Origin of the sequence: Archangium sp. (assembly GCF_036389735.1) — a bacterium.
Taxonomy (GTDB): domain Bacteria; phylum Myxococcota; class Myxococcia; order Myxococcales; family Myxococcaceae; genus Archangium.
Map to the genome: position 1 here is coordinate 1 of NZ_DASVWK010000076.1, position 4466 is coordinate 4466.

Here is a 4466-nt window from a genome sequence, read left to right on the forward strand (position 1 = left end):
CTCGGCGGCGAGCGCGGGCGTGTTCGTCAACGCACCGGCGAACAGGCCACCCGCGAGCGTGGGTCGCAGCCCCAGCAGGCGCTGAGCGGCCAGCGTGAGCCCGAGCCCCAGGGCCAGCATCCCCAGCACGAGCAGGTTGGACTTCAACCCGCGTGGCCCGAAGGAGCGGAAGAAGGCCGGGCCGCTGCTCAAGCCGAGGGTGTAGACGAAGAGCACCAGGCCGAGCAGGTAGATGATCTCCGGCAGCTTGAGATCGGGGTGCAGCGCGCCGATGGCGATGCCGACGAACAGCACCGCGGCGACCCCGAGCGAGCTGCCCGCCACGCGCACGTGCCCCAGCGGGTAGCCGATGCCGATGACGACGAACAGCAGGAGGAGCGGGTTGTGGAGGAGGAGCTCGATCATGGGAGCGGGCGTCCTCCTACACTCCTTCCCCTCTCGCTGTCCCGCCTTCCGAATGCCCTGAATCGCGGGTCGTGTGCTTGTAGATAGGCGGCTGCGCGAGACGCTCGTCGGCACGCAGCCCGCGGACCTCCTCGAGCTCAGAAGAAGTGAGCGGCGCCTCACGCTCCGGGTGAAGTCCGTCCCCTTCCTGGGCAACCGAGCAAGTCGCACCTCGCGGCAGAAGGTGGGATCCCCCCGGGAGAGCGGGCGCGAATCCTGACTGAAGCGCGCGGGCCGAATGTGTACACTCGCCAGCCCTTGAAGACGCTTCTTCTGGCCGAGAACCATCCGCCGACCCTGGAGCACCTCACCGGGTTGTTGTCTCAAGCCGGGTACACCGTGCGAGCGGTGAGTGACCCTGGCTCGGCGATGGAGCACTTCGTCGCCGACAACCCGGACATGGTGGTGGTGTCCGTGGACCTGCCGCGCCTGGACGGGTCGCACGTGGGGCACCTCATCCGCAACCACAGCCAGGGCGCGCGCGTGCCCATCGTGGCCATCGACAAGGGCCACCTGGGCCGGGCGCGTGGGGTGGCGTCGGTGCTGGAGCTCAAGGTGAACGCCTACGTGGCGGACCCGCTCAAGCCGGGTGAGCTGGTGGGCAAGCTGAACTCACTGGCGGCCACCGCCGCGCGGGACGAGGCGCCGCTCAAGGGCGTACGGGCTGTGCTGGCGCGCTCGGCGATCAATGCCGGCGACCTCAAGGGCTACCCGCTGCCGGCGCTGCTGGTGTCGCTGTACCGGCTGCGCCGCGACGGCGTGCTGGTGGTGGCCTATCGGGACCTGACCCGGCGCGTCTTCTTCGCGCGGGGTGGGGCGGTGAACTACGACTCCAGCGCCCGGCAGGACGCGCTCCCCAACTACCTGGTGCAGCGCCAGGTGGTGAACGAGGCGCAGGCGGAGCGGCTGGTGCAGGCCCTGGGCTCGGGCCTGCGCATCGGCGCCGCGCTGGCGGAGGCCGGGGTGGAGGCGGCGGGCGAGGAGCTGCTCCAACTGCTGCGCGACTACACGACCGACCGGCTGGCCCAGGTCATCGGCATGCGCGAGGGCCGCTACGCCTTCTATGCCGGCGACGAGTTCCAAGCGGAGGTCGCCACGGTGGAGACGCCCGCGCTGGGCCCCATCCTCGATGGAGCCAGGCGCGCCCTGCCGCTCAAGGTGATGGCGGCCCCGCTGCGCTCGCACCAGGGGGAGTTCCCCGTGCGCACGCCCGAGTTCGGCAGGGACCTGGGGGCGCTGGGGCTGAACACGGAGGATCTGAAGATCGTCATGCAGGTGAACGGGCGCATCGCGCTGCGGGACCTGCTGGCGCACGGGCGAGGGGACCTGTGGCGCGGGTACTCGCTGATGTGGTTCCTCAAGCTGACGGGCTGCGTGAGCTTCTCTCCGACCCCGGTGTCGAACGGGCCCGGCGAGCCGGTGGCGGTGCCGGAAGCCATCGCTCCGCGCAAGCGCAAGCCGCTGCCCGCGGAGACGGCGGCCAGCCTTCGCGAGGGGGCGGTGAAGATCATCACCGGCAGCTACTTCCGCTGCCTGGGGCTGGACATCGCCGCGGACACCGAGGCGGTGGAGCGCGCCTACCACGAGCTCGCCATGCGCTTTCACTCGGACACCTACGCCGAGTACGACACCTCGGAGATGCAGGATCTGCTGGACTCGGTGCAGGAGAAGCTGTCGGCGGCGTACCGGGTGCTGTCAGTGGACGAGAAGCGCAAGCCGTACCTCCAGTACCTCGTGTCGCGCATGGACGTGGGGCGCTCGACCTCGGTGAACGTGGACGCGGAGCTCATCCTGCGGCGCGGCGAGGCGGCGCTGAAGCGCAAGCAGTACCGCTCGGCGCTGATCCACTTCGAGGAGGCGGTGACGCTCAACCCGCAGGAACCCGAGTACTACTCGTACCTGGCGTGGGCCACGTTCCTGGCGGGCACGGGGCCGCGCGAGGACCGGGCGAAGGCGGCGCAGAAGGTGCTGCGCAAGGCGCTCTCGCTCAACCCGTACCTGGAGCGGGCGCTCATCATCTCGGCCATCATCGATAGCGAGACGGACGCGTCCGGGGCACGCAAGAAGCTGTTGAAGGTGCTCGAGCTCAACCCCAATTCCCAGCTCGCGAAGGCCGCGCTGCGCAAAGTAGGTCGGTGATGCGGAAGTCGTTGTGGAGGTTGCTGGGTTACGCCCGGCCTCACGTGGGCGTGCTGGGAGCGGCCTTCGCGTGCATGACGGTGCTGGGGCTGGCCACGGGGGCGTACGCGTACCTGATGGGCCCGGCGCTGCGCTTCCTGCTGTCGGGAGGCTCGGAGGGCTTCGGGGGCGCGCAGCCGGTGCCCTGGCTGTCGGGCCTGCCGCGCGAGGCCGCGCTCTGGGGCTTCCCCGTGGTGGTGCTGACAGTGGGGCTGGTGAAGGGCGTGGGCTACCTCGGCCAGTTCTACTTCATGGGCTTCTTCGCCCAGAAGGTGGTGGCGGACCTGAGGAGGGACCTCTTCGTGCGCCTCACCTCGCTGTCGCCGGCGCAGCTGGCGCGCGAGCGGATGGGAGATCTGCTCAGCCGCTTCTCCGCGGACGTGCAGGCGGTGGAGCTGGCGGCCATGTACACCGTGGGCTCGTACCTGCGGGACTCGCTCCAGGTGGTGGTGCTGGCGGGGGTGGCGCTGTCCATCAGCCCGCTGCTGGGCGCGGTGATGCTGGGGGTGATTCCGCTGGCGGCGCTGCCGGCCTCGCGGCTGACGCGCAAGGCGCTGAAGGGCACGCGCGAGGGACAGGTGCAGCTGGGCCACCTCGCGGGACAGCTCCAGGAGGGGCTGGGCGGCCTGCGCACCATCCAGGCCTTCAATGGACAGGCGGCGGAGCTGGGGCGCTTCTCGGCGCACGCGCGGGCCCACGAGGAGGCGCTGGTACGCGCGGCCTGGGCACGAGGCGGGGTGCCCGGGTTGATGGAGGTGCTGGCGGCGGCGGCGCTGGCGGGAGCGCTGGCGTACACGGCGGCCCGGCACACGATGGAGCCCGAGGCCCTGCTGTCGTTCCTCACCGCGGTGGTGCTCGTGTACCAGCCGGTGAAGGACCTGGGGCGGGTGACGCAGTTCGCGATGCAGGCGGGCGCGGCGGGCGAGCGGCTCTTCGCGCTGCTGGACTTGAGCCACCCGGTGGAGGACGCGCCGGGGGCCACGGATGCGCCGGCGTTGAAGCAGGCCATTCAGGTGGAAGGCGTGCGCTTCTCCTACGGGGAGCGGCGGGCGCTGGACGGGCTGACGCTGGAGCTGCCGGTGGGGAAGGTGGTGGCGCTGGTGGGGCCGAGTGGCGGAGGAAAGAGCACGCTCACCAACCTGCTGCTGCGCTTCGAGCGCCCACAGGAGGGCCGCATCCGCTTCGACGGGGTGGACGTGGACGGCTACACGGCGGCGAGCGTGAGGACGAAGTTCGCGCTGGTGACCCAGGAGCCGCTGCTCTTCTCGGGGAGCGTGCTGGACAACCTGCGCTATGCGCGGCCGGAGGCCACGCGCGAGGAGGTGGAGGCGGCGGCGCGGGTGGCGAACGCGGACGGCTTCATCCGGGCGCTGCCCGAGGGTTATGACACGCGGGTGGGCGAGCGGGGCGTGAAGCTGAGCGGAGGCCAGCGGCAGCGGCTGTGCATCGCGCGGGCGGTGCTGTCACGGGCGCCGGTGCTGGTGCTGGACGAGGCGACGAGCAGCCTGGATCCGGAGAGCGAGCGCGAGGTGCAGGCGGCGCTCGCGCGGGTGTTGCCGGGGCGCACGGCGCTGGTGATAGCGCATCGGCTCTCGACGGTGGTGTCCGCGGATCGCATCTGCGGGGTGGAGGCGGGGCGGGTGGTGGAGCAGGGGCGCCACGAGGAGTTGCTGGCGCGGGGTGGCGCCTACGCGGCGCTGTGGGCGTTGCAGGCGGGGGCCGAGCGGGGCGCGGCATGAAGCCCGCCACGTGGGTGGGCAAGGGGCTGCGCGCCCTGTTGGGCCTGGTGTTGCTGCTCGTGGGGTGGGCGGGGTTCTTCACGCTCGCGGCCTCGTATGCCGACT

Annotated in this window: 2 protein-coding genes and 1 pseudogene; 2 read left to right on the top strand and 1 reads right to left on the bottom strand. The window is 71.2% G+C overall.

Annotation, left to right across the window (positions count from 1 at the left end):
* Positions 1-405 (bottom strand): annotated as a pseudogene (locus VF794_RS03050) (transporter); the annotation flags it as partial.
* A 297-nt stretch (positions 406-702) separates the two neighbouring features.
* Here VF794_RS03050 and VF794_RS03055 point away from each other — a divergent pair.
* Positions 703-2583, top strand: coding sequence for a DUF4388 domain-containing protein (locus VF794_RS03055; RefSeq protein WP_331107525.1), 1881 nt, complete (start codon positions 703-705; stop codon positions 2581-2583).
* Positions 2583-4361: an ABC transporter ATP-binding protein gene (locus VF794_RS03060; protein WP_331107527.1), complete on the top strand. Its 1779-nt coding sequence runs from the start codon at positions 2583-2585 to the stop codon at positions 4359-4361. The genes VF794_RS03055 and VF794_RS03060 overlap by 1 nt, the downstream gene beginning before the upstream one ends.
* Positions 4362-4466 lie beyond the last annotated feature (105 nt).